Source organism: Sulfurimonas sp. (assembly GCF_027056685.1).
GTDB lineage: Bacteria > Campylobacterota > Campylobacteria > Campylobacterales > Sulfurimonadaceae > Sulfurimonas.
On sequence record NZ_JALUKE010000161.1, the window covers coordinates 1 to 24,067 of the forward strand.

The 24,067-nt window shown below is 35.8% G+C and carries 29 protein-coding genes and 1 pseudogene; 17 read left to right on the forward strand and 13 right to left on the reverse strand.

Annotated features, from left to right (window positions below; translation table 11 throughout):
* From MVY38_RS06930 to MVY38_RS06950, 5 genes and pseudogenes are all read right to left on the reverse strand, one after another.
* A pseudogene (locus MVY38_RS06930) lies at positions 1–655 on the reverse strand (cytochrome C); the annotation flags it as partial.
* Positions 656–660: 5 nt separating this feature from the next.
* A complete protein-coding gene (gene nusB / locus MVY38_RS06935) occupies positions 661–1,062 on the reverse strand; it encodes a transcription antitermination factor NusB (RefSeq protein ID WP_297484656.1) in 402 nt (133 codons plus the stop codon).
* Positions 1,062–1,526: a 6,7-dimethyl-8-ribityllumazine synthase gene (gene ribE, locus MVY38_RS06940; protein ID WP_297431368.1), complete on the reverse strand. Its 465-nt coding sequence runs from the start codon at positions 1,524–1,526 to the stop codon at positions 1,062–1,064. The genes nusB and ribE overlap by 1 nt, the downstream gene beginning before the upstream one ends.
* An 11-nt stretch (positions 1,527–1,537) precedes the next feature.
* On the reverse strand, positions 1,538–2,356 hold the full coding sequence (kdsA, locus tag MVY38_RS06945) for a 3-deoxy-8-phosphooctulonate synthase (RefSeq protein ID WP_297484708.1): 819 nt from the start codon (positions 2,354–2,356) through the stop codon (positions 1,538–1,540).
* A gap of 198 nt (positions 2,357–2,554) precedes the next feature.
* Entirely contained in the window at positions 2,555–3,445 is an 891-nt protein-coding gene (locus MVY38_RS06950) for a DMT family transporter (protein ID WP_297484658.1), read from the reverse strand.
* 138 nt (positions 3,446–3,583) lie between these two features.
* On the opposite strand from MVY38_RS06950, the gene MVY38_RS06955 reads away from it, so the two are divergent.
* A complete protein-coding gene (locus MVY38_RS06955) occupies positions 3,584–4,336 on the forward strand; it encodes a TerB family tellurite resistance protein (RefSeq protein WP_297484660.1) in 753 nt (250 codons plus the stop codon).
* A 9-nt stretch (positions 4,337–4,345) separates the two neighbouring features.
* On the forward strand, positions 4,346–4,708 hold the full coding sequence (locus tag MVY38_RS06960; RefSeq protein WP_297484662.1) for a cytochrome C: 363 nt from the start codon (positions 4,346–4,348) through the stop codon (positions 4,706–4,708).
* Here the strand turns inward: MVY38_RS06960 and MVY38_RS06965 are convergent.
* Positions 4,701–5,147, reverse strand: coding sequence for a phosphoribosyltransferase (locus tag MVY38_RS06965; protein ID WP_297484664.1), 447 nt, complete (start codon positions 5,145–5,147; stop codon positions 4,701–4,703). The genes MVY38_RS06960 and MVY38_RS06965 overlap by 8 nt on opposite strands.
* A 60-nt stretch (positions 5,148–5,207) precedes the next feature.
* On the opposite strand from MVY38_RS06965, the gene MVY38_RS06970 reads away from it, so the two are divergent.
* Together MVY38_RS06970 and der are read left to right on the forward strand one after the other, a co-directional pair.
* On the forward strand, positions 5,208–5,804 hold the full coding sequence (locus MVY38_RS06970; protein WP_297484666.1) for an LPP20 family lipoprotein: 597 nt from the start codon (positions 5,208–5,210) through the stop codon (positions 5,802–5,804).
* Between the two features lie 81 nt (positions 5,805–5,885).
* Positions 5,886–7,361: a ribosome biogenesis GTPase Der gene (gene der, locus MVY38_RS06975; RefSeq protein ID WP_297484668.1), complete on the forward strand. Its 1,476-nt coding sequence runs from the start codon at positions 5,886–5,888 to the stop codon at positions 7,359–7,361.
* A gap of 116 nt (positions 7,362–7,477) precedes the next feature.
* Here der and hemJ read toward each other — a convergent pair whose 3' ends face one another.
* From hemJ to raiA, 3 genes are read right to left on the reverse strand one after another with little or no spacing between them, the layout of a single operon-like run.
* Positions 7,478–7,903: a protoporphyrinogen oxidase HemJ gene (hemJ, locus tag MVY38_RS06980; protein WP_297484670.1), complete on the reverse strand. Its 426-nt coding sequence runs from the start codon at positions 7,901–7,903 to the stop codon at positions 7,478–7,480.
* An 8-nt stretch (positions 7,904–7,911) separates the two neighbouring features.
* Positions 7,912–8,511 carry a hypothetical protein gene (locus MVY38_RS06985; protein WP_297484672.1) on the reverse strand — a complete coding sequence of 200 codons (600 nt, stop codon included), beginning with the start codon at positions 8,509–8,511 and terminating at the stop codon, positions 7,912–7,914.
* Between the two features lie 12 nt (positions 8,512–8,523).
* On the reverse strand, positions 8,524–8,853 hold the full coding sequence (gene raiA, locus MVY38_RS06990; RefSeq protein WP_297484674.1) for a ribosome-associated translation inhibitor RaiA: 330 nt from the start codon (positions 8,851–8,853) through the stop codon (positions 8,524–8,526).
* Positions 8,854–8,960: 107 nt separating this feature from the next.
* On the opposite strand from raiA, the gene trpS reads away from it, so the two are divergent.
* Positions 8,961–9,926, forward strand: a complete 966-nt coding sequence (gene trpS / locus MVY38_RS06995; protein ID WP_297484676.1) for a tryptophan--tRNA ligase — start codon at positions 8,961–8,963, stop codon at positions 9,924–9,926.
* 32 nt (positions 9,927–9,958) lie between these two features.
* The gene (locus tag MVY38_RS07000) at positions 9,959–10,810 is read left to right on the forward strand and encodes a nitrate- and nitrite sensing domain-containing protein (protein WP_297484677.1); all 852 of its coding nucleotides are present in this window, start codon (positions 9,959–9,961) and stop codon (positions 10,808–10,810) included.
* Here MVY38_RS07000 and argF read toward each other — a convergent pair.
* A complete protein-coding gene (gene argF, locus MVY38_RS07005) occupies positions 10,807–11,730 on the reverse strand; it encodes an ornithine carbamoyltransferase (RefSeq protein WP_297484679.1) in 924 nt (307 codons plus the stop codon). The genes MVY38_RS07000 and argF overlap by 4 nt on opposite strands.
* Positions 11,731–11,751: 21 nt before the next feature.
* Positions 11,752–12,726 (reverse strand): porphobilinogen synthase, encoded by a 975-nt coding sequence (gene hemB / locus MVY38_RS07010; RefSeq protein WP_297484681.1) that lies wholly within the window; start codon positions 12,724–12,726, stop codon positions 11,752–11,754.
* A 65-nt stretch (positions 12,727–12,791) separates the two neighbouring features.
* Here hemB and ribA point away from each other — a divergent pair, with 65 nt between their 5' ends.
* Both ribA and MVY38_RS07020 read left to right on the forward strand, forming a co-directional pair.
* Positions 12,792–13,364, forward strand: a complete 573-nt coding sequence (ribA, locus tag MVY38_RS07015) for a GTP cyclohydrolase II (RefSeq protein WP_297484683.1) — start codon at positions 12,792–12,794, stop codon at positions 13,362–13,364.
* 4 nt (positions 13,365–13,368) lie between these two features.
* Positions 13,369–15,480, forward strand: coding sequence for an EAL domain-containing protein (locus tag MVY38_RS07020; protein ID WP_297484684.1), 2,112 nt, complete (start codon positions 13,369–13,371; stop codon positions 15,478–15,480).
* Here MVY38_RS07020 and MVY38_RS07025 read toward each other — a convergent pair.
* The gene (locus MVY38_RS07025; protein WP_297484686.1) at positions 15,477–15,923 is read right to left on the reverse strand and encodes a CZB domain-containing protein; all 447 of its coding nucleotides are present in this window, start codon (positions 15,921–15,923) and stop codon (positions 15,477–15,479) included. The genes MVY38_RS07020 and MVY38_RS07025 overlap by 4 nt on opposite strands.
* 93 nt (positions 15,924–16,016) lie before the next feature.
* Here MVY38_RS07025 and MVY38_RS07030 point away from each other — a divergent pair, with 93 nt between their 5' ends.
* Genes MVY38_RS07030 through MVY38_RS07045 form a run of 4 tightly spaced genes read left to right on the forward strand, consistent with a single transcriptional unit; the run spans position 16,017 to position 17,824 of the window.
* Positions 16,017–16,580 carry a PAS domain-containing protein gene (locus MVY38_RS07030; RefSeq protein ID WP_297484688.1) on the forward strand — a complete coding sequence of 188 codons (564 nt, stop codon included), beginning with the start codon at positions 16,017–16,019 and terminating at the stop codon, positions 16,578–16,580.
* A 16-nt stretch (positions 16,581–16,596) separates the two neighbouring features.
* Entirely contained in the window at positions 16,597–17,187 is a 591-nt protein-coding gene (gene rsmG, locus MVY38_RS07035) for a 16S rRNA (guanine(527)-N(7))-methyltransferase RsmG (RefSeq protein ID WP_297484690.1), read from the forward strand.
* Complete coding sequence (locus tag MVY38_RS07040) at positions 17,184–17,429, forward strand: PP0621 family protein (protein ID WP_297484692.1); 246 nt, start codon at positions 17,184–17,186, stop codon at positions 17,427–17,429. Before rsmG ends, MVY38_RS07040 begins: the two co-directional genes overlap by 4 nt.
* Entirely contained in the window at positions 17,429–17,824 is a 396-nt protein-coding gene (locus MVY38_RS07045; RefSeq protein WP_297484694.1) for a hypothetical protein, read from the forward strand. Before MVY38_RS07040 ends, MVY38_RS07045 begins: the two co-directional genes overlap by 1 nt.
* Here the strand turns inward: MVY38_RS07045 and MVY38_RS07050 are convergent.
* Positions 17,811–18,833: an alanine racemase gene (locus MVY38_RS07050; RefSeq protein ID WP_297484696.1), complete on the reverse strand. Its 1,023-nt coding sequence runs from the start codon at positions 18,831–18,833 to the stop codon at positions 17,811–17,813. The genes MVY38_RS07045 and MVY38_RS07050 overlap by 14 nt on opposite strands.
* Positions 18,834–18,849: 16 nt before the next feature.
* Between MVY38_RS07050 and MVY38_RS07055 the strand changes: the two genes are divergently transcribed.
* From MVY38_RS07055 to MVY38_RS07075, 5 genes are all read left to right on the forward strand, one after another.
* Positions 18,850–19,833, forward strand: a complete 984-nt coding sequence (locus MVY38_RS07055) for an agmatine deiminase family protein (RefSeq protein ID WP_297484698.1) — start codon at positions 18,850–18,852, stop codon at positions 19,831–19,833.
* 228 nt (positions 19,834–20,061) lie between these two features.
* Positions 20,062–22,038: a TonB-dependent receptor gene (locus MVY38_RS07060; RefSeq protein WP_297484700.1), complete on the forward strand. Its 1,977-nt coding sequence runs from the start codon at positions 20,062–20,064 to the stop codon at positions 22,036–22,038.
* A 65-nt stretch (positions 22,039–22,103) separates the two neighbouring features.
* Complete coding sequence (locus MVY38_RS07065) at positions 22,104–22,565, forward strand: hypothetical protein (protein ID WP_297484702.1); 462 nt, start codon at positions 22,104–22,106, stop codon at positions 22,563–22,565.
* Positions 22,566–22,622: 57 nt separating this feature from the next.
* Positions 22,623–23,684: a flavodoxin-dependent (E)-4-hydroxy-3-methylbut-2-enyl-diphosphate synthase gene (gene ispG, locus MVY38_RS07070; protein WP_297484704.1), complete on the forward strand. Its 1,062-nt coding sequence runs from the start codon at positions 22,623–22,625 to the stop codon at positions 23,682–23,684.
* On the forward strand, positions 23,681–23,965 hold the full coding sequence (locus MVY38_RS07075) for a nucleotidyltransferase family protein (protein WP_297484706.1): 285 nt from the start codon (positions 23,681–23,683) through the stop codon (positions 23,963–23,965). The genes ispG and MVY38_RS07075 overlap by 4 nt, the downstream gene beginning before the upstream one ends.
* Positions 23,966–24,067 lie beyond the last annotated feature (102 nt).

The window sequence follows — 24,067 nt, forward strand, 5'->3', positions numbered from 1 at the left end:
AGCGAAGACATTGATTTCTTAAGTATGTGTAAGCTGCAAGTTCAGGGTGTGCAGTTGCTTCTTCGGCAGTCGGTGCTTTTGGTATCTCTTTATTTGCTTTTGGATAGACTTGAGGATTGAGTTTTGCAAGTTTTTGCATATACTTTTGGTAAATTTTTGTACCGAGTCTAGCATGAGGATCTGATGGATTTTTCGCATCATAATTCGCCATATTATGATTATACCCTTCTAAACCACCAAAACTATACATCACACCATGAATTTTCCCCTGCTCTGTCATCATAAGGTTGTTAAACTGTGCTGCAACTTGCTCTTTATGACACATACCACAAGTGTTTTGATTTATCCAAGGACTCCCTGGGGCAGGATAAAACTCTTTTGGACCTTCATGATTTAAAAAGTAATGGAGTGTTCCTTTGTGCGCTTTGTTTTTATGTTTAGTTGCAGGGTTTCCACCATGGCAGATAATACAACTATTTTTCGCATACCCCGCCTCAGCCGCTTTTTTCGCTATTGCTTTTGCCATTCCTGTATGAGGCTCGCGTATATGTTCAATACCACCATGACATACAAGACAGTTATTTGTCTTTGTAAAATCTGTTTTTGCAAACAGATAAGTTGTAAAAAAGAGTGCTAAGAGGAGGAGCGTTTTCATAAAATCTACTTTTTATCTTTGGCTATCGCATCTAAAACACCATTAATGAACTTAGGAGACTGCTCTGTTCCAAATGCCTTTGTAATCTCTACCGCTTCATTAATAACCACAGCAGAATCAAGCTCAGAAAAGAGAATCTCATACGCAGCTAAACGCAGCGTTGCTCTCTCAATAGCCCCTAAACGCTCAAAATCCCAATCTTTGAGATGCGTAATAATGGCTTTGTCCACTGCTTCAAGATGCTCCATCACACCCTCATAGAGAGTGAGTGCAAAATCTTTTTGTTTATTACGGATTTTTTTCTCTTCTAGTATTTCACTTGAGTGTTCAGATGTGTTTCCATTGCCTAAATCATACGCATAAAGTAAGCTTACTACTGCCATTCTTGCTTGTTGTCTAGTTGCCATTACAGTGCCTCATACAGATCGAGCATCTCAATAACAACGCCCATAGCTTCAAAACCTTTGTTTCCAGCTTTTGTTCCTGCACGCTCTATTGCCTGCTCAATTGTATCTGTTGTTAAAAGTCCAAACGCTACTGGTTTTTGGTACTTCAAACTCATTGAAGATATACCTTTTGTAGCCTCAGCTGCCACATAATCAAAATGAGGCGTACTCCCACGAATAACTGCACCTAAAGCACAAATAGCATCATACTTTCCACTCGCAAGCAGTTGATCAACAATCATAGGAAGCTCAAACGCCCCAGGCACTAAAACATGTGTTAAATCCTCTGAATTGCCACCATGACGGTCAAATGCATCTTTTGCACCCTCCACTAATCTATCTACGATAAAGTGATTCCATCTTGTGCTTACTATTGCAATTTTCTTACCATTTATAACGCGTAATTTACCTTCAATTAAGTTCATTTTTTTCCTTTTTATTTAATTTCTTGAATTCTTTTGATTTTTTCTACTAACTTTTCTAACTCATCTAATTTTACCATATTTGGTCCATCAGAGAGTGCGATGCTTGGGTCAAAATGTGTCTCAAAAAAGAAACCATCAACACCCACTGCCGCAGCTGCACTTGCAAGGTAAGGCACCATTGAGCTGTCTCCACCTGTTTTTCCACCAAGTGCACCCGGCATCTGCACAGAGTGTGTCGCATCAAAGATAACTGGTGCAAAGTTTTTCATAATTACCAAAGAACGCATATCTACAACAATGTTTCCATAGCCAAAAGAGCTTCCTCTCTCAGTCAAATAGATACCATGTTTTTGTGCATTTTCATAGCTTACTTCGTCACATCCACGCGTTTTTAATACTTTCATTACAGAGTATTGCATATCGGGTGGGTTAATAAACTGCCCTTTTTTGATGTTGACCTCTCTGTCTGTCTTTGCACATGCTACAAGCAGGTCTGTCTGACGACATAAAAACGCAGGAATTTGAAGCATATCTACCACCTCAGCCACTGCGTTTACCTGCGCACTCTCATGCACATCAGTCACAATTTTGTAGCCAAAATCATCTTTTACTTTTTGTAAAATACGAAGTCCCTCTTCCATTCCCAGTCCACGGAAAGAATCTAAAGAAGTTCTGTTTGCTTTATCAAAACTTGCTTTAAAGTAGAAGTCTATCGTGCTATCATTTTCATATTTTTCTAACTCTTTTGCTATCTTAAAAATATTCTCTTCACTCTCTATGACACAAGGTCCAGCTAAAAGTTTCATAATTTTTCCATTTTGTAAATTTATCTATTTTATAGTATAATCCAACCCAAGAGTTGAGAGGGTTAAACCCTCTCAACCTTAAAGTTAACCTTTAGTTTCCAGACTATAAAGGTTAACCTAAATTTGAACTTTTTCATAAAGTTCTTCCTTTAGGTTGGATTATTGCCCTGACAAATATAATTTGTCGGGAGCATTCGTATTATAACAAAAACTTTCTAATTCTTACTTATCGCGAACAACCATAATTCCTGCAAATACAATCAAAATTATACCTAAAGAACTCATCAAAGATGGTAAAGCATCGCCAAGCATTAATCCTACTAAAATTGAAAAGAGAATGTTAGTATAACTCACTGCTCCCACTATACCTGCTTTTGTTTCACCATAGGCTTTTGTCATTAAAACCTGAGAGAGTGTTGCAAAGAGTCCCATTGCTATGACATAGAACCAGACGATGCCATGAGGCAGTACAAAATCACCTAACATAAAGTCTAATTCAGGTGCGTGAATATAAGGAGAAATCATAAACAGCAATACTGGGCCAATGGTACCAACTCCCATAAAAGAGAGGACAATTGCACGGGTATCGTAAAACTGTTTTAGCTCCCTTACAGAAGTATAAGCAAGCGCAGCACCCACACCTGAAAATATTCCTAACCAATCATACTTACTAAACCCAAACCCACTAGGTTGGGTTATAAAAACAATACCAATAAACCCTACAAAAACAGCAATCCATGCCTTTAAACTCAATTTCTCTTTTAAGAACAACCAAGCAAAAATGGCAGTAAAGATAGGAGAAGTTTTTGAGTAAGTCATTGCATCTCCAAGTGAAATGTGTGCGATATTGTAAAAAAACGCAAGGAGTGCCACAAAACCCATAAATCCACGAAAGAAAAGTAAAAATGGCTTACCACCTACATGCTGCATAGGACGCTTTAAAATTGCCGCTCCAACAATGAGCACTCCTGCAATATTTCTAAAAAAAACCACTTCAAGAGAGCTCATACTCTCAGAGGCAAGTTTCGCAAAAGCCCCCATTATGGCAAATGTAAAACTTGCAATAAGCATATACTGCACGCCTTTATTAAAATTTGAAAATCGCTCGAGCATTTAGAGGTCCAACTTATGAGAAAATATTTTACAAAATTTTACTCTAATAACTATAAATCCTTGATTTACTTCTAAAAAATTAGATACGCTATTAACTTCATTTGTCTATAATTCATCATACAAACGCAAGGAATTCTCATGGGAAATATTATTGTTTTAGCAATTTTAGGGGCAGTTTTTTACTATATATTTAAAAGTTACAATAGATATACATCATATTCACAAGAGGCATTTAAAAACTTTTCTGTCTCTTATGAGTCACTTAAAAGTAGTGATTTGGGACTTTTTGTGGCACTTGTTGCAAAAGTTGCAAAGGCAGATGGGCATGTTGATGCGCTTGAAGCACAGCTTGTAGGAGCTATGTTTGATGATATTTCTAAAGTTTTTCCAGAACCTGCAAAGACAAAAGATATTTTAAAACGCATTTTTAATGAAGAGAAAGAGAATTTAGCAAATACACAACAAATAGCAGAGGCACTTGCAAACGCAACCAAACGCAACCCTGCACAGCAAGAGCAATTTATGGGATTTTTAATCCAACTTGCCTTTGCAGATGGTGAGGTGAGTCATGGTGAAGAGGAAGTTTTAGCAAGCATTGCCGAGGCACTTGCCTTTGACCCTAACAAATACCACGCTATATTTGACCAGTTTGAACAGATGATGAAAAATGTTCAACCAAAGGCGACAATTGAAGATGCATATAAGGTGCTTGGCGTAAGCAAAAATGACGATATGGATACCATCAAAAAAGCCTACAGAAAACTTGTCCGCCAATACCATCCTGACATCATCAAATCACAAAACAAAGGTGAAGAGTATATGAAAGAGGCAACACAAAAGACGCAAGAGATAAACCAAGCCTATGAGATGATAAAAAAAGCGAGAGGCTAAGCACAATATATGCAAAAGTTTTTACTCCTTTGTTCAAGTGTACTTACTCTAAACGCAGCGAATATGGGCTCCCTGCTTTTTCATGGAAACTGTACTACCTGCCATTTTGAACAACAAGAAAAGTCAGCACCGGCAATGATAGAGGTGCAAAAAAGGTATAAAAAGGCATTTGCAAATAAAAAGGAGTTTGTGCACTATATGTCAGCATGGGTACTCCATCCAAACGCAAAGAGTTCTATAATGCAAGATGCCATTGAAAAACATGGGCTGATGCCTGAGCTTTCGTTTGAAAAAGAGACACTTTCTGAGATTTGTGGCTATATTTACGACACAAATTTTACAAAAAAACATGCAGGGCATAGAATTAAATAAAATCCTTCTCCCAAAAAAACTCTATCCATCCATTTGCTTCATTTACCCAAACATCTGGCTCATACAACGATGTTTTTTTATAAAAAAGTGTGCATGATTTAAACTCTATGAGAGGAAAGCTGCGTTTAAGGTAATCCATAATAAACGCAAGCGTCTCTCCGCTGTCTGCAATGTCATCTAGCACCAAAACTTTTCGTATATGCTCACGAAAGAGGCACTCTCCAAAAAGTGTTAAATCACTGCGTTTACACGCTCCATCATAAAGCTCTGTACGGATACTCTGCACATCTCGTATGTTTAAACCCTCTGCCATTACATGAGAGAGTGTCAAGCCCCCTCTTGCAATAGCCAAAATTGCCCCTGCCTCAAATGATTTTACTTCTCTTATGATCTGTTTTGTGTCTTTACTAAACGCAGTATATGAGTAATATTGTTTCATAAAAATCCTATATTTTTTATGCTATTATAGTACCAACAAAATAAGAAGAAGGTGATTTTAATGAGAAAAATTTTGAAAAACTTAGCACTTGTAACGCTTGTAACAGTTTCATTTACAGCTTGTAGCTCTAAAAAAGAGCCAAAACCACAAAAATATAATCCTACTTTTACCTGTCAACAAGAGGGTGTCGATGCACCAAGATGGACCTGTATTCCAGAAGTTGATGGGTACTATGCAGGTGTTGGTGTCGCTGAAAAAAGTGCTGCAGGTATTGCACATATGAGACGCGTTGCACTTATGAACGGTCGTTCAGATTTGGCACAGCAGATTCAAACGCAGGTAAAAGATAAGATGGAAGGTTTTACACGCGCAACTGGAAACGGTTCAGCTGAAACTGTAGACAAAGTGACAACGGCTGTAACAAAACAAGTAGCAAAAGTGGATCTCAAAGGTTCAAAAGCAGTAGATATGTGGAATGCTCCCTCTGGTGCTATCTATATGCTAGTGACCGTTCCTCAAAAAAATGTTAATGAGGCGGTTAAGGATGCTCTTAAAAAAAATGTTAATTCAAGCTACAAAGACAACAATGCACTCTGGCAGCAGTTCCAGTCAAAACAGGCCTTAGAAAATCTTGACAAAGAGTTTCCTACAGACTAGGAGAACTCTTTTCATGGGGAAGCCAGAAATTTAGCTATAATTTCATAAAAATTCTTTCATAAGTTTTACAAGGTATGCCCCATGAAAAAAATCGCTATTATCGGTCGTCCAAATGTTGGAAAAAGCTCACTCTTTAATCGTCTTATAAAAAATCGTGATGCTATCACTTCGGATTTGGCAGGAACAACACGAGATGTTAAACGCAAAACTGCCATCATCATTGACAAAGAGGCGCAACTTCTTGATACTGGTGGACTCGACAAAGGGTGTGAACTTTTTGATAAAATAAAAGAGATGTCACTCAAAGCTGCCTACAAAGCGGACATCATTCTCTATATGGTGGATGGTAAAGGACTTCCTGAAGATGAGGATAAAAAACTCTTTTATGAACTCCAAGCTATGGGAAAAGATATTGCCCTTGTAGTAAATAAAATCGATAATGACAAAATGAAAGAGAAACTTTGGGAATTTTATGAGTTTGGTACAGATGCCATTTTTGGAATTTCCGTTTCACACAACAGAAACACAGTAGAACTTTTAGAATGGATATACGATAAACTTCCTGAGAGTGATAAAATAAAAGAGGATGAAGAAGAAGTCGCAGTAGAAGTTATTGAAGAAGAGCCCATCGATGATGAAACATTTTTCTCTCAATATGCCGAAGATGAAGAGGATGATGGCTTTATCTACTGGGATGAAGATGAAGTTGAGGATGATTCTATCTTTGCTCAAAATGACCGTATTAAAGAGTTTGATGAAAATGACATCAACCACATTAAAATTGCCATTATTGGGCGTACAAATGTTGGAAAAAGCTCTCTACTTAACGCCCTACTCGGAGAAGAGCGCTCGGTTGTAAGTAGTGTCGCTGGAACGACTATTGACCCTATTGATGAGACTATCAACTACAAAGACAAACAACTTACATTTGTGGATACTGCAGGACTTCGTCGTCGCGGTAAAATCGTAGGAATAGAAAAATTTGCACTGATGCGTACAAAAGATATGCTTGAAAATGCAAATATGGCTTTAGTTGTTTTAGATGCAAGTGAGCCTTTTTTAGACCTTGATGAGAAGATAGCAGGATTAGTTGATCAAAACAGACTTGCCTGCATTATAGTACTTAATAAATGGGACATCGCAAAACGCGAAGAGCATGATAAAATCATTCAAGAGGTGCGTGATAGATTTAAGTTTTTAGCATACGCACCAATTTTAACACTCTCTGCAAAATCACACCAAAGAGTAGATAAATTGCATGATATGATTTTACAAATCAATGAAAACTACTCACAAAGAATTACAACATCAAGACTCAATGAAGTGATAGAAAAAGCACTTCGCAGACATACACTTCCAAGTATGCATGGGCAGGTCATTCGCATCTACTACGCAACACAGTACGAAACAAGACCACCAAAAATCGCCATTGTTATGAATAAACCAAAAGGTTTACACTTTACATATAGACGCTATTTGACAAATAAAATGAGAGAGGCATTTGATTTTACTGGAACACCACTTCTCTTTAAAGCAAAAAAACGAGGAGAGAAGTAATGGCACTTGCACTCACTTTTATTGTAGGAGGCTTAGGGCTAACAGCTCTCAGCTTTTACTTCTATAAAAAAATGAAAGAAGAGGAGCAGAACAAGAAATAAATCTTTGTTTTGTTTTTAAAATGGTTTAAATACAACCATTGCCACAATTAAGAGCATTAGAATTGTAGGCACTTCATTGTAAAAACGGAAAAACTTTCCACTTTTTGTGCATCTATCTTCAAGTAGTTTAATGCGTAAGACACCTAAAGAGTGAAAATACCCTATTAGAATCACCACTAACAACAGCTTTATGTGTAACCAATGTGAACTCATCCAATTTCCAAAATAGATTAAAAAAGAGCCACTAATAATTGTAGCCCACATTGAAGGCACGCCAATATATTTGTAAAGTTTCATCTCTTGAATTTTCACAACTTCAATAAAACCTTTATTGTCACTGTTTTCTACATGATAAACATATAAACGAGGGAGATAAAAAAGCACTGCAAACCATGAGATTACTGAAACGACATGAAACCATAAAATCCAATTATATAACATTTTCTTTCCTAAAAGTTTTTTTCTATGTAAAATCCAACATGGTTTGAACCACCATGGCGAACATTATTAATAAGACCAAAAATACCTGAACGGTGTTTTAGTAAAACACCGACATATAACTCTTTAAAAGATTTTGCATGTATCAGTTTTGCGAAATCAAAGTCTAAACTTACATCTAAATAGTTTAAATAATAGGAATTATTATCATTATTTGAAATGGCATCTTCCCTTTCAACCTCTAAAATTGCACTTGTATATGAACCACCTTCACCAAAACCAACACGCACTCGATTGTCTAAAAAATCAATGTTATAGTAAGCTTTTATATAAAGTGTCATCTCATAAATTGGACTAAGAGAAGGATTTTGTTCAAAATAAGCAACGCCACTCTTTATATAAAAATCAAAAGGGAGAGAATCTGTAGATGACTTGAGTAAATAACCACCATCTAACGCATATACAGTAGAATATGGCTGAAACTTCCCCATGCTTCCTATAACAATTTGACCGAAGTCATAATCAGTAGCTACCGCAGAAGCCACCCTCACAGAGTAACGCTCTGCTGCTATGAGGTTTAAGGCAAATAGTAATAAAAATAAAATTTTCAACGAATTCTTACCTTATGCTTCAACAGTCTCTAACTCTTTTATTGAAGAATTTTTATGATCTGTCATTTTGTCATGAAGACGACGAAGTGCTTTTTCTGCTCTATCAACTGCAATATCAATTGCCGCATCCAAAGCATCATCATTTTGTGTAATAATAATTGGCTCTGCATGTGCAATACGAATTTCAAATTCTACCTCTACACCTTTTTTTTGAGCATTTAAGTTACAGTGGATACTTGTAATATCTAAAGAATATTTTCTAAAAACCTCCACAGCATTTTCAATATGCGCTCTTGTTGCGTCACTAAGTGTTAAATCTTTTGCATGAATTTGTAAGTTCATCATAAATCCTTTTTAAAGCCCTATAAGCTCATATATATTTGTCTCATAATAACAAAATAAAGCTGAGATGGGTATAATATGCGCTAAAAAAAATAGGAATCTTTATTATGCGCGTATTAACTGGTATTCAACCCTCAGGTGATTTACATATTGGCAACTACTTTGGTTCAATAAAGCAAATGGTAGATGCTCAAAAAGAGAGTGATACTTTTGCTTTTATAGCAAACTATCACGCTATGAGTAGCGGAAATGGTGGACAACGACTGGCAGAGCTTACAATGCAAACTGCTACTGACTTTTTAGCACTTGGAATTGACCCTGAACAATCAACTTTTTGGGTACAATCAGATGTAAAAGAAGTACTTGAACTATACTGGGTACTCTCTGCGTTTACACCAATGGGACTTCTTGAACGCGCTCACAGCTACAAAGACAAAGTAGCAAAAGGCATCTCAGCAAACCATTCACTCTTTTCATATCCTGTTTTAATGGCAGCAGATATACTTCTCTACTCTCCTGACATTATTCCCGTAGGAAAGGACCAGATTCAACATGTAGAGATTGCCCGTGACATTGCCATAAAATTTAACAATGAATATGGTGAAATTTTTAAACTTCCTGAATTTAAAATAGAAGCCAATGTTGCAACAGTTCCTGGAACTGATGGACAAAAAATGTCAAAAAGTTACAAAAACACTGTAAATATTTTTGGCGAAGAGAAAAAACAACTCAAAACCATTAAAAAAATTGTAACAGAGCAAGTAGCACTTGAAGCACCAAAAGAGTATGAAAACTGTAATGTTTACAATATGGCAAAGTTATTTTTAAATGAAAATGAGTGCCAAGAGCTTCAAGAGAGGTATAAACGCGGAGGAGAAGGACATGGTCACTTCAAACTCTATTTGCATGATGTTATTTGGGAATACTTTAGACCTTATAGAGAACAAAAAGAGTACTACCAAACACATCAAGATGAAGTTCGTGATATTCTAAACGCAGGAGCAGGTAAAGCTAGAGAAATAGCACAACCACTTATGCAAAATATTCGTCAGCTAACTGGAATTAAATATTAAAACATCAAAAATTTTAAAAAAAGGAAAAACAGATGCGTCTCATTCTTCTTACACTCTTACTACTGGTAAATTTGGAAGCCAAATCATTTTTTGGTAATTCCACACAAGCTGAAACTAGTAAATATATTGACAATCTAAAAGATTTGATTATCTCTACACAAAAAACACGAGGTCTCACCAACTCATACCTTAATGGTAATGTAGCTGCGATGCTGCTCGTCTATGCAAATAGAGATAATATGAAAAAGGCCATAGGAAATATGGAATCTTTTTCACTCGCTAGTGATCCTGTTATTAACAGTAGAGCAACTGCAATTTCTACAGCACTTATCAAACTTAATCATAGAGCTTTTAAACAAAAACCTGCCAAATCTTTTTCAGACTACACAGATCAGATTGGACAAACACTTATGCTTGCACAAAGTGTTAGTAAAAGGTTTGCTAAAGATTTAACACCGTTTGCAAAAGAGAGTTCATCGCTTATGATGGAAAGTATGCTACCTATGACTGAGTTTACAGGACGATTAAGAGGTTTGGGTGCAGGTATTGCCGCAAAAGAAAAAGTAACAAAAGATGATAAACAACAAATTGAAGCTTTAATCTACCAATTAACGAATGCAAACCAACAACTGCAAGTGCAGTTAAATCAAATTATTTCTAAATATTCAGATAAATTGCCATCAAGTATTAACACAGAACTCGCATCGATTAATACAAAAGTAAAAAAATACACTGAGTTAGCTCAAAAAAGACTACTTACAAATCCATCTAAAGTGAATCCAGATGACTACTTTGATGAGGGTACAGACTTAATTTCTGCGATTATAAGAGCGTATAACACACTTGATCAAGCTATGCTAAAAGATTCAAAAGGGTGGTTTTAACCCCTTTGTCTATCTAACCACACCATAAGCCCTTTTTGAGCATGCAGGCGATTTTCGGCTTCGGAAAATACAATGTCAGCATGATCTTCCAAAAGTTCTTCACTTACTTCTTGTCCTCTGTAGGCAGGAAGACAATGTAAAAATTTCGCATCTCTATCAGCCAAACACATCATAAGTCCATCTACCATAAAGCCTTTAAAATCTTTTATGCGTTGCTCTTTTTCACCCTCTTGCCCCATAGATGCCCAAGTATCCGTTGTAACCATTGTCGCACCACGAACTGCCTCTTTTGGATCGTTCATTACTTTAATAACAGCACCACTCTGCTGTGCAATATCCATGGCATCACGAAGCACTGCATTATCTACTTCATATCCTTTTGGGGTTGCAATACGTAGCTCAAATCCAAGTTTTGCAGCAAGCATCAACCAAGAGTTTGTCATATTATTTCCATCACCAATGTAAGCAACAACAAGATTTTTCTCCATACCATACTCTTTTATGGTCATATAATCAGCTAGAAGTTGTACAGGGTGAAAAGAGTCTGTCAAGCCATTAATCACAGGCACTTTTGAGTAAGAAGCAAACTCCTCTATCATAGAGTGCTCAAAAGTTCTTATCATTACCATATCACACATTGAAGAGATAACACGAGCTGTATCTTTTACAGGTTCCCCTCTTCCTAAATGAATATCACGATTTGAGAGAAAGAGTGCATGCCCACCAAGCTGAAACATTCCAGTCTCAAAACTTACACGCGTGCGTGTGGAACTCTTCTCAAAAATCATAGCCAGCGTTTGCATCTCAAGTTCTTTTTTATAAATACCAGCTTTTAAATCTTTTTTTATCTCTAAGCCTATCTCGATAATTTCTAAAATCTCTTCTTTAGTAAAATCTTTAAGTGTTAAAAAATGTCTCACAATAAAATCCTTTTCTTTAAATTAACTTTTTTGTAGCATTTGAGCCACTTCTTTTGCATGATAAGAGATAATTATATCCGCACCTGCTCGCTTAAAGCCTATCATCGTTTCCATCACAACACGGTCATAATCAATCAAATCATTCATACCAGCAAACTTAATCATGGCATACTCACCACTTACATTATAGACTGCCATAGGAAGGCTTGTATTATCTTTTATCTCTCGTACAATATCAAGATAAGCAAGAGCTGGTTTTACCATCAAGATGTCTGCACCCTGTGCTTCATCACTTATGCTCTCTGCAATTGCTTCACGACGGTTTGCAGGATCCATCTGATACGAAGCACGGTCGCCAAAACTCGGTGTAGATTCTGCCACATCACGAAATGGTCCATAGTACCCTGAAGCGAATTTTGTGGAGTATGCCATAATAGGAAGATTTTCAAATCCTGCTTTGTCAAGTGAAGCTCTAATTGTTTCAATAATACCGTCCATCATACCCGATGGTGCTATCATATCTGCTCCTGCTTTTGCATGGACTATTGCCTGTTGCCCTGAAATTTCAAGTGTTGCATCATTGTCTACTGTCTCATGTTCTTCATCAATAATTCCACAATGCCCATGATCGGTATATTCACAAAAACAGAGGTCTGTTACAACAAACATATCTGGATGTGCTTTTTTTATGGCACGCACTGCTGAAGCAATAATACCATGTTCACATAAAGCATCACTCCCAATGGAGTCTTTTACATCAGGAATACCAAAAAGTATAATAGAATAAAGTCCAAGACTTTTAAGTATTTCACACTCCTTTATTGCCTCATCAATACTCATCTGAAATACACCTGGCATAGAGGCAACTTCTGTCTTGATATTTTCACCACTTCTTACAAAAAGAGGATAAATAAAATCATCTGTTGATACATGTGTCTCTCTTACAAGTGAGCGAAGCTGTTTATTTAAGCGTGTTCTACGGAATCTTTGAAACATTTTCAAACCTTTATTTTGGTATAATAATTTTTAGACAAATATTTTACCCATTTAAAGATTAAAGAATGAATATAGAAATTTCAGAAGTAGCAAATTTACCATCAAGATTTGGTGATTTTAATGTAAAAGCATTTAAACAGGGTGCAAAAGAGCATCTTGTCATTGCAGCTAAAGAGTTAGCAGAGGTGCCAATAGTCAGAGTACACTCTGAATGTTTGACAGGTGATGCCATAGGAAGCTTGAAGTGCGATTGCCGTGACCAGTTAGAGTATGGTCTTAAAATGGCAAACGAAACGGGTGGCATGGTTATTTACTTAAGACAAGAGGGACGCGACATTGGTCTTTTAAACAAAATAAATGCTTATGCCTTGCAAGACAAGGGCTTTAATACTGTTGAAGCAAATCACCAACTGGGATTTGCAGCAGATGAGAGAACTTATGAAGTTGTAACTTTTATTTTAAACCATTATAATATCAACAAAATAAAACTTTTAACGAATAACCCTGATAAAATCAACTCTATAAGCGGAGTAGAGATTGTTGAGCGTATTCCTATCATTATGGAACCAAATATGCATAACAGTGCATATCTCAATGTTAAACGCGACGAAATGGGGCATATGCTTCCAAAGGACTGAATAGATGCCAATTGATATAGAAAAAGATGATGTTCCAACTGCTTTAAAAAAATTAAAAGCAAGAGAAAACTCTTTTCGATTACTCGAAAGTATTAGTAGGCTTGGTAGTTGGGAAGTAGATTTAATAACACATCAATCTATTTGGTCCAAAAATAGTTACTTAATATATGACATCAAACCATTTTCTATACAGCCAAGTTTAGAATACTTTTTATCGCATCTCCTTCCTGAATATCTTCAAAAAGCACAACAAATAATAAAAGAATTAATGCAAACACGCCAGCCACAAACCTTTCAAGGAAAAATAAAAACTGATGCTGGCAATATCAAATCTCTTCTTATTAATTCTCAGGTCGTTTGTGATGCAGACAATAAACCCATAAAACTCGTTGGCACTACACAAGACATTACACAGCAAGTAAAAATGGAGCAAAAATCTAAAGAACTCAGCTCAATTGTAGAAGAGTCTGCAAGTGAAATTTATATTGTTGACTACAAAAACGACAACTATCTCTATGCCAACAAAGCAGCACTCAATGCTCTTGAATATACAAAAGAAGAAATTCTTCAGCTAAATATTGTAGATGTAAACAGAGAACTCACGATTGAAGGTATTGCGACACTCAAAAAAGAGTATGAGCAAATAAACAGCCCATATATAAGTAAGCAGGTAATACATACACGCAAAGATGGTACAAGCTACCATGTACAATCACAGCTTCAAAAAATAGTCTATGAGGGCAAAGATGCTTATGTTATCTTTAGTAGTGATGTTACGCAAAACATAAAGGTCTCTGAACTTGTGAAAAAACAGTCAAAACTCCTCCAACACAGAGCAAGTCATGATGAACTTACCAACCTTGCAAACAGAGCACAATTCCAAGAACAACTCACAAATGCCATATCTGTAGCAAAAAAAGAGGGCTCTAGTTTTGCTCTTTTTTTTCTTGATCTAGACCATTTTAAAGATATAAATGACTCTCTAGGACACCATATAGGAGATAAAGTTTTACAAGAGTTTAGTAAAAGACTCAGCAAGTGTATAAGAGCGCAAGATACTATTGCTAGACTTGGTGGTGATGAATTTACTGTGATTTTACATAATATTGCGAAACTAAGTGATATTGCAACAGTCGCCAATAAAATTATAGATGCAATGAAAATTCCAGTAAAAATCGCCTCCAATATATTGCATATTACCACAAGTATAGGAATTTCCATCTATCCAGAGCACGCACAAGACAAGGCTAGTCTGCTAAAATTTGCTGATACGGCAATGTATAAGGCAAAAGATAAAGGACGCAACAACTACCAACTCTACTCCACAGGAATGACTGCATATGCCTACAAAAGAGTCATAATGGAAAACAGCTTGCGAATGGCAATTAAAGAGGAGCAATTTAGTGTCTATTATCAACCTCAAATAAATATTTTTAATAATCAACTCGCAGGTATGGAAGCCCTTGTGCGTTGGCAGCATCCTACTTTAGGAATTGTATCACCCATAGATTTTATTCCTTTGGCTGAAGATTTGAGTCTGATAGTAGAGATTGACCGCATTGTAATGAAGCAAGCAATGAAACAGTTTTCTGCTTGGTCAAAACATGGCTTATACCCTGGGAAACTCTCTTTAAATCTTGCTATGCAACAACTCCAGCAAAATGATTTTATCAGTAACCTTTTCAACACTATGAAAGAGTGTGATTTTCAAAAAGGGTGGTTGGAATTAGAGGTTACTGAAACACAAGTGATGAATAATCCGATGCACTCCATAAAAAAACTCCAAGAGATTTCTGATAATGGCATTAGCATCTCTATTGATGATTTTGGAACAGGATACTCCTCTCTTGCATATCTTAAAAAACTACCACTTAGTAAGCTTAAAATTGATAAATCATTTGTAGATGATATACCGAATGATGAAGATGGAATGGCCATTATTAGAGCAATCATTGCACTTGCAAAGAGTCTCAACCTTGGGCTTATCGCAGAAGGTGTTGAAACCGAAGTTCAAAAAGAGTTTTTACTCGAAAATGGTTGCGAATGTGTACAGGGATATATCTATTCTAAGCCACTTCCTAGCCAAGAGATGAGAAAATTTTTAGAGACATTTTAAAGAAATTTCGATTCATTGATTGCACTGATTCGTCTTGTAGATTTATCTAATATTTTTACTAATCGTTTAGTTATTGCTTCTAGCTCTATATAATAAGTTTTTGCCTTGTCAAGACTCAGTGTATCTGGCTTATTCGAAGAAAAAACTTTTGTAAAAAAACCCTCTTTCTTCTGCTGTAATAAAAGCGCATTAATTTTAGCATATTCAATATGCCATGCCTCATGCTCTCTGTCAAGCTCTTCATAAAATTGTGCACCCAAAATATTTGCAATAAAAGCACTATTTTCACCATAAAGCCACTCACCAAATTCACATTTCATTTTAGAAACAGTCGTTGGATTTTTTACACTCATACCTCTAAGCATTAAGTCAATTTTTTCCATCTGCTCAATATGTGATAATTTAACTTTTTCTATAGCTTGCAAAGTTTGTGATTTTGTCATTTATACCAACCTAAATATCAAATTAGCCTATTATTGCATAAATTTAATAAATAAAATTATATAATCTACTTTAATTCTTATATAGGAGTTGATTTGAAACATCCAGAACCAATTGCCAATGAAATAAAACTAAATCCAAAAAGATACATAGTTTCCAAAACAGATCCAAAAGGAATTATTGAGTATGGAAATGACTACTTTGTAGAGATTTCAGGCTACTCCGAAACTGAGCTTATAGGACAACCACACTCAATTATTAGGCATCCTGATATGCCAAAAGTTGTCTTTAAAATGATGTGGGACCGTATTAATAAAGCTCAAAATATTATGGCAATAGTAAAGAACTTAGCAAAAGATGGGAGTTTTTACTGGGTGATAACAGAGTTTGAACCAAAAGTAGACCCCATAACAAATGAAATAATTTCACATACAGCCTTTAGAAAAGCAGCTCCAAAAGATGCAGTAGAAGCCATAGAACCAATCTATGCGAAACTTATCGAAATAGAAGAAAAAGGTGGCATGGACACTAGTGAAAAATATTTACGAGGCTTCTTTGAAGAAAAAGGTGTCTCTTATGATGATTTTATTAATAATCTTGTAGGGAACAAAGGGATTTTTAAAATCTTTTTCACGATGATGAAAAAACTCTTCTCTTAAAATGTAAGGAAATTTATTGAATTTAAAAAATGCACTTCTAAACGCAGATCTCAACCTGCCAGACAATTTTTTTACAAATATACAAAAATATAAAGAGCACCTCCATAAGTGGAATAAAATTCATAATCTTACAGGTGCAAAAGATGAAAAAACTGTAGATAGTTTTATTTATGATGCTGCTTATGCTGTAAAATTTTTACCTAAAGTAGACTCTTTGATGGATATAGGAACGGGTGCTGGATTTCCGGGGATGATACTCGCCTTTGCACTTCCTCAAACGCAGGTAACACTTGTAGAACCCCTTGCAAAACGGGCAAGTTTTTTACAGTTTATAAAAGCAGATTTAGGGCTACAAAATGTTCGCGTAGTAAAAAAAAGAGTCGAGCAGATGGAGAGTGAAGTATTTGACATCATTACTTCACGCGCTGTAACAGATACAAAAATGCTACTCAAACTCAGCGAAAATTTCAGAGATGCACACTCCAAACTTCTTTTTTACAAAGGTGAAAAAGTTTTTGATGAGATGAGCGATGTTACAGAGGGCATGAACTATAAAATAATAGAACAAGACAACAGACACTACTTACTTCTAGGAGAAGATATATGATACTAAAATTTCTTATTATTGCAGCTGTAATTTCAGTTGTATATATTATGTTTTTTAAAACAAAACCAGTAACACAAGCACGAACAAGAAAACCTAAAAAAGCAAAAACAGAAGCAACAAACCCTGAAATCAACGACATGACAGAGTGTGCAAACTGCGGTGTTTATGTGGAAGTAAAAGAGGCTATTTTAAGTAATGGAAAATACTACTGCTCACGCGAGTGTTTAAAAGAGGCAAAGTAGTGCTCTTTTTTGGTCATAGGTTTTTACAAAGCCCTAAGTTTTATCATGTTTTTGACATTGATTCCATCCTTACAACGCCGCCATCTTCAACCCTATATGTAGAGTTTGAAGAGAAAAATCTTGACATCATTGCCTACCTGCAAGAGAATGAAATAAGTTTCGCACTCAAAGTAAAAAATGTTACAGAAGTTGCATACGCTGAAGCACTAAATGCAGACTACATTGTGGTGGAAAATTCGCTTGCAAAAACTGCACAAAAAATAGCGGAAAATTATCTGTTTGATGCAAAAATACTCGCACACATTGAGAATGAAAAAGAGATAGAGGAGTTGGTACTTTTAGGCATTGATGGCGTTATTTGTCCTAGTGCAGTTGTAAAGGTTACTGTTCAATAACGCTGCGTTTAAGGTATGGCTTTAAAGAGGTTAGCACCTCATAGCTTATAGTAGAAGCCTGCTTTGCAGCCACTCTTGCATCATTAAATATTAAAAGAGACTCTTTATCTGTTATAAAAGAGCTGTTATCCATAGATATTCGTCCCGCAATTTTAATATTTTGCGGGGTAACATAGTGGTTTGAACAGCTCCTTAAAAAACCATCTCCATAGCCAATATCATAATTGCTCACTCTACACTGCTCCTGCGTTTTAAAAGTGGCACTATAACCAACGCACTCACCCTCTTTTAAAAGTCGCGATGAGAGTTTTTCTCCATAAAGTGCAAGGATGGGAGCTAGTTTATTCACATTTTCATTATCTTCAAGCTCTAAACACCCATATGCCCCAATGCCAACTCGTGCCATATCTTCATTGAAATCTTCTTCTCGAAAGAGAGCCGCAGAGTTACAAGAGTGAAATCGTAACGGAGAAAAACCATACTCTTGTGCAAGTTTTTGCGCCTCTTTTTTTATCTTTATAAAATTATTATTTTGTAAATCATATATTTCATTCTTTTCATCGGCAGAGCTATGGTGTGTAAAAACGGCTTCAAGTTGTAGTTTTTGCTTTTGTATCTGCCTAAACGCAGCGCTTAACTCAGACATCTCTATACCATTTCTATTCATCCCACTATCTACTTTCAACTCCACTTTTGTATCTTTTGCAAACTTTTTTATCTGTGCTAAGTCATTAATGGTGTAGCGTATTTTTTGGCTTGGAGTTGCAGGAATATCGGATAAAACTAAAATATAGGAGAAATAATTTTCTATTTTTTGAGCTTCTTCACATGAGCGTACCACTGCTTTTGTAATGCCGTACTCCACCGCCATCGCTGCAACTTCTAAAAGTCCATGCCCATAGGCATTATCTTTTAGAACAAGGGCGATTTTATCTTTTGTACAAGTGAGTTGCGTAATAATGTCAAGATTATTAAAAAAATTTGTTTTATTTAAAGTAATGAAAGCCATAGGAGAATTATACAGTATGTTTACACAAAAAAAATTAATTGCTGAGTTTGAAAAACAAGATTTTACACAAATCATCTTTCCCCATCAAAAAACAGATTGGGCAGAATATTTGCAAGAAGCACAAGCTACATTTGTAAATATTATAAACGCAGTACGAAAACAGCAAAAATGTCTTGTCATTGCTTATGACATAAACTCAGTAAAAAAGCACTTTAAGGAGTTTGACAACCTTGAATTTATTAAATATGAAACAGATGATACATGGGCAAGAGACTGCTCTGCACTTACAATTATAGAAAATGGCGAAAAAAAGCTTCTTGATTTTCAATTTAATGGCTGGGGCAATAAATTTGCACATACAAAAGATAACAAAATGAGCAAAGCACTCTCCTCTTACTATAAATACCCTATGCAATCCATAGATTTTGTACTTGAGGGTGGTGGCGTAGAGAGCAATGGAGATGGAGTAATTCTTACAACTACAAATTGTATGCACAATCCAAACAGAAACCCAAATCTAAACGCAGCGACCATCACAAAAGAGTTACAAAACTATTTTAGAGTCAAAGAGATTTTATATCTCTCACATGGTCACCTTGCAGGAGATGATACTGACTCACATATAGACACCCTGGCTCGTTTTATTGCAAAAGATGCCATCATGTATGTACAATGTAAAGATAAGAATGATGAACACTATGAAGCACTAACAAATATGGAAAAAGAACTAAAAACAATAGCAAGCGCAAAGAATTTTAAACTTATTGCTCTGCCTATGAGCAAATCAGTCTATTTTGAGGGGGAACGACTTCCTGCAACTTATGCAAATTTTCTTTTTGTCAATGGTGCTGTATTAGTCCCTATTTACAATGTAGAAACAGATGAAGCAGCATTAGACATCTTTAGAAAAACTTTTCCACAAAGAGAGGTAGTCGCTATTGACTGCTCTGTACTCATTCGCCAGCACGGCTCACTTCACTGTATTAGTATGAACTTTTAAATCTTTTTGTTTTAACATTGCTGTTCCACTCGTTATGAGGTATGTTGCCAAGGCAAAGCCCAACGCTATTAATATGGTTCGTTGTATTTTTTGGAGTTTATTCATAGGTGTAATTGTAGCTACTTAACACTTTTGTAACACTTTTTTTATACCATTACAAAGAAATATTCTTAAATGTAAAAATAAAATGATAAATTTAAGAAAAATAAAATCTATAGGTAACTCATTATGAAAAAGACAGTCATCTTATCACTCTTCACTATTTCTGCGCTCTATGCATCAGAAATTGAGCTCTCCCCAATAAACATAGAATCAACAACACTTACAGATGTTGCACAAAATGTAAAAACCTCAGCAGATGTCGCTGATGCACTCTCACAAAGTGTTCCAGGTGTCGATATGAGCCGTCGTAGCGGTATTGCAAATGATATATTAATTCGTGGACAAAAACGAGATAACATCTCTGTAGAAGTTGATGGTACAAAGGTGTACGGTGCCTGTCCAAATAGAATGGATCCTCCTATTTCACATGTTCTTGCCAACCAAATAGATACCATAGAGGTAATAGAAGGACCTTATGATGTTACAAACTATGGAACAATGAGTGGTGGCGTAAAAATCACAACAAAAGAGCCAAGTAAAAAAACAAAAGGACAAATCAATGTCGGTTTTGGAGCATGGAACTACAAAAAATTTGGTGCAACTGTTACGGGTGGTAATGACATCGTCCGACTTTTATTAACTGCATCTCGTGAGTCAAGTGATCAGTATAAAGATGGCAAGGGGCATACACTAACTGAACAGGTCAAATACTCTAATGCACCTGCAGGTAATAAGTATCAAACAAAATATGAAGATATGCAAGCCTATACAAAAGAGTCTGTTATGGCAAAAGCATTTATAAAAACTGCTGAGAATCAAGAGCTGCGTTTAAGTACAACAGCAAACAGAAGTGACAATGTGCTCTATGCCAACTCACCCATGGATGCCATCTCGGATGATTCAAATATCTACAGTGTAGCTTACAACATTAAAAATCTAACAGACAGATATAAAAATATAAACTTAGAGTACTACTACTCAGATGTTGACCATCCAATGAGTACAGAGTATAGAAACGCCGCCCTTAATCCTCTAAACAACAAAACAAATCATATGAAAACAACTATGCAGGGCATTAAACTTAAAAACAATTTTCAACTTGAAACATATAAACTACTTCTCGGTGCTGATGCAAGTAAAAGAACATGGACAGGAGAGTATGTAAACAATGTCAGTGGCAAATTTTTAGGAGATAGCATCGACAATGCCCTTACAACGAATACAGCCCTCTTTGCAACATTGGAAAAAGACTACGCTGCGTTTAATGTTAAAATTGGCGCAAGATATGACCATTCCAAAGTACAAGATGATAATGCAGCCCACCAATCAAATACCTATGATGCACTCAATGCAAATATTTTCACTACTTATGCACTCAACAGTGAGAACAAACTCTTTGCAGGATTTGGGCAGGCTTCAAGAATCCCTGATGGTAGAGAGCTTTACTTTATGAAAAGTGGCAAAACAATAGGTACTCCTAATCTTAAACAAACAACAAACCAAGAGATTGATGCAGGATTTAAGACAAACAATGACTATTTTGATTTTAAAATCAAAGCTTTTTACTCCAAGTTAAGTAACTATATCTATATAAACGCAGATAAAACTGCTAATGCTTTTGAAAATATCGACGCAACTGTATATGGAGCAGAACTCAGTGGTACTTACTACATCAATGATGATATAACACTTGATATAGGCGCATCATATAAACGCGGACAAAAAGACAAAGCCCTCACAGGACAACATGACAAAGACCTTGCAGATATGGCACCATTACGAGGAAAATTGGCACTTAACTATGAGTATGCAAACAACTCTCTTGCTACCATTGCCGTAGAGGGAAGTGATGCATGGAGTCACTATGATGCAGACAATGGAGAACAAGCACTTGCAGGCTGGTCGGTTTTAAATATGAAAATAAAACATGCCATAAATAAAAAGTTTGATATAACAATAGGAGCAAATAATCTTTTTGATGTTGCCTATGCAAAAAGTAATACCTATGCAGACCTTACTCTCATTAGTGCAGGTGGCAGTCAAAAACTTCTACTTAATGAGCCTGGACGCTATCTCTATACAAATTTAGATTTTAGATTTTAAACGCAAGGCTTGCTTTATAGCCTTGATTCGGTTATGATATAAGTAATAAAACAAGGGGTTATGATATGTCTAATGAAACAACTGCAATGTTACAAGATTTAGACTCGATTCGTAGATTTTGTTATCAAACCATATTAGATATCATCGGTGACTATATTTATCGAGAAAAAAGATATGAAACGCACTTTTCCGTTGCAATTGTCTATTCTAAAACGCCACTGAATATTCATACCCAAGAGTTACAAAAGACACTACGAAAAACTGATAATCTTATATGTATTACAGACAATATCATCTGTATTGTCTTTGATGCAGCCAAAATACATAGTTATGTTAAAGCATCTGAGAATCTCTATAGAACTCTCAAATCCATAGAGTACCATCAGCACTATTTTATAGCTACTAGCTTTTCTGATGATTTTGATGAAAACTATTTAGAACTGATTAACCATCTCTTTGACAGACTTCATTATTCGGTAAAACACAACTGCCAAAACAGTGTCAATTATGAAGACTACATAATTTAACTGCTTATAAAAAGATTCTAAAGCACCTTTTCATCAAAATATAGCTAAAATTTCCCTATGATTAAAAGATACCCTACTAAAAAAATATTTGTTGGTGATGTAGCAGTTGGTGGTGATGCACCTATTTCAGTTCAGTCTATGACTTACTCAGATACACAAAATGTGGCTGCGACAGTGGAACAGATAAACCGTTTGCACTTTGCTGGTGCAGATATTGTTCGTGTAGCTGTTCCAGATATGGAAGATGCACTTGCCCTTAAATCCATAAAAGAGCAGACCTCTTTGCCCCTTGTAGCAGACATCCACTTCAACTATAAACTTGCCCTTATTGCAGCTGAATCTGTAGATTGTATCCGTTTTAACCCTGGGAATATTAGTGATAAAACAAAAATAAAAGAGATAGTTAAAGCCTGTCAAGAGAGAAATCTTCCTATTCGCATCGGTGTAAACGCAGGAAGTCTTGAAAAAGAGTTTGATGATAAATATGGTCCAACAGCAGAGGCCATGGTAGCTTCAGCAGAGTACAACATCAAATATCTTGAAGATTTAGGCTTTGATGACATTAAAATCTCACTTAAAGCAAGTGATGTGCAAAGAACAGTAGAAGCCTACAGAATGTTGCGTCCAAAAAATCACTACCCTTTCCATCTTGGTGTTACAGAAGCAGGAACAATCTTTCATGCCACCGTTAAAAGTGCCATAGGATTAGGAACACTTTTACTTGAGGGAATTGGCGATACTATGCGTATTTCCATTACAGGAGAGCTTGAAGAAGAGATAAAAGTCGGTCGTGCCATTTTAAAAGATAGTGGTGTGGCAAAAGAGGGACTCAACATCATTTCATGTCCTACATGTGGACGAATTGAAGCTGATTTAGTTTCAGCCGTTGCAGAAATAGAAGAGAGAACAAAACACATAAAAGCACCTCTTGATGTCAGTGTTATGGGCTGCGTGGTAAATGCAATAGGCGAAGCAAAACACGCCGATGTCGCCATCGCTTATGGTAAAGGTAAAGGGCTTGTAATGGTCAAAGGCGAAGTCGTAGCAAATCTTGATGAGAAAGAGCTTGTAGATAGATTTGTCCTTGAAGTGGAAAATATGGCAGGCAAAGAGTCATGACAAAAGAGTATATTTTAGAATTTCTTAGAGAAAATAAAGAACTTTTAAAAGAAAACTATAATGTTACCAAGATTGGGCTTTTTGGGAGTTATTCACGAGATGAAGCGCAGGAAAATAGCGATATTGATCTTCTAGTTGAAATGCCCTCTTCTTTTGACACTTACTATGATTTTAAAGAATTTTTAGAAGAAAAATTCAATAAAAAAATAGATTTAGGATATGAAAAAAGTCTGCGCCCTTTTATAAAAAAATCGATAATTGAAGATATTATTTATGTTTAAAAGAAGTCCATCATTATATCTTTTAGATATTTTAGAAGCAATAGAGCTCTCAAAAGAGGAGCATAAAGGCAATCCTAATATCTTAAAACTACTTAATACGCT